Origin of the sequence: Thermogutta sp. (assembly GCF_014359955.1) — a bacterium.
In the GTDB taxonomy this organism is placed as follows: Bacteria; Planctomycetota; Planctomycetia; order Pirellulales; family Thermoguttaceae; genus Thermogutta.
The window spans coordinates 1-1539 of sequence record NZ_JACIYL010000944.1 but is presented as its reverse complement, the minus strand read 5'-3'; the positions used below and the strand labels follow the sequence as shown (position 1 = coordinate 1539).

Genomic DNA, 1539 nt, shown 5'->3' with positions numbered 1-1539 from the left:
AATTGCCGGGCCGATTCGCGATCGCGTCCGAAAGGCTTTTCCACCACGATTCGCCGCGGCCCTGAGGATTCGCTGGCCATCCCGGCCGCTCCCAAATGGGCTATCGTGCATTCGTAAAACTCCGGCGCCAACGCCAGATAATAAATCCGCGTCGATGGCTGGTGGTTTTCCAGCTCGGAGACGAATTTGTCTAATTCGGGAAAACACTCCGCGCGACTAACATCTCCCGGGTGGTAATAGATGTTTTTGGCGAACTCTTCCCACAGGCTCGGGTCGAAATGTTTGCCCACCTGCGCCATGCACGCTTCTTTGAGAATCTCTCGCCACTGGTCGTGGGAATACTCCGTCCGGGCCATGCCCACGATGAGGAGTTCGCCCGGCAGTCGCTTTTTCCGATGGAGTTCGTACAGCGCAGGGATCAGCTTTCGCCGGGTCAGATCACCTGACGCCCCGAAAATAACAATCGTATTGATCATCGCTGGCACTCTCCGTGTTCTGATTCTGTGCTTGGCGAGGTAGTTATATCTTCGTGCAGGGACTCGTCCAGGATGATCCCGTGCAAGATGCCACGACCAACCAATAACAGTGCCATTTTACTGAGTGAGAGGGGCGGGGGGCGACGGCGCTGCAGCCGGTGGAGAAGGGGAGGTGCTGGAAATCAACCGGAGGGCACCGGACGAATAGAGCGGGAGATGGCGGTAATACACCTCGAGGCAGTAAATAGAAAGGCAGGTGACATACAGGCGTCCCCCTTCATTGGCCCAGGCGTCACGCGACGGTTTGATGGGGTCCCAACTGCCGGCTTCGCGCCCGGTTTTCACCTGGTTTTCCGGGAGGAGCTGCCGCATGACCGAATTCCATTTCTTCCAGTAATCGCCCTCCATGTGATGACAAACCTGGGTGGCGTAGTACCAGTAATAAACGTCCCGGTCTCTTTCGAAATTGATGAGGTTGGCAGGCTCCGTGATCCAGTTCACGCCCTTGATGAGGCGATCATCATCGCGTGACCAACCGAGAAACTGACGCATGAGCAGGGCCTCGGCCGTCATGGCCAAAGTGGCCTCGCGCCCTTTCTGATAGGGATATTTGCTTCCGCCTTCGAGGCCGATCCGATCGAGAAACCGCGTGACTTTGCGGAAGACGTCGGCAGGGACTTCCAGGCCAGCCATTCGAGCACTTTGCAAAGCCATGACGATCCAACCGGTGACAGAGACGTCACTATCCGCGTTAGGACTGTACCGCCAGCCGCCTTCCGAGCTTTGGGAGCGGATGAGATAATCGACCGCGCGAAGCGCCGGCTCCCGAAATCGGTCATCACGCGTCATCCCGTAAATTTCGCAGAGGGCAATGGTGCACTGGCCCTGGGTATAAAAGCGGTGGTTGAACGCCCCTTCGTGGAAGAAGTTTCCGTCGGCGTCCTGTTGTTGAAGGAGCCAATCCCAGCCTCGGGCCACGTTTTCGCGGAACTTGCCCCGTTTATGTGTGATGCCGGCCCCCTGAAACGCGAGGAGGGCCATCGCTGTGGCGGCTTCCGGATTT

General features: G+C 57.6%; 1 protein-coding gene and 1 pseudogene. Both read right to left on the bottom strand.

From position 1 onward, the window contains the following. Nucleotides 1-476, bottom strand: a pseudogene (locus H5U08_RS18420) (glucose-6-phosphate dehydrogenase); the annotation flags it as partial. A gap of 117 nt (nucleotides 477-593) precedes the next feature. Beyond that, on the bottom strand, nucleotides 594-1539 hold a 946-nt coding region (locus H5U08_RS18415; protein WP_297036506.1), incomplete at its 5' end, for a prenyltransferase/squalene oxidase repeat-containing protein.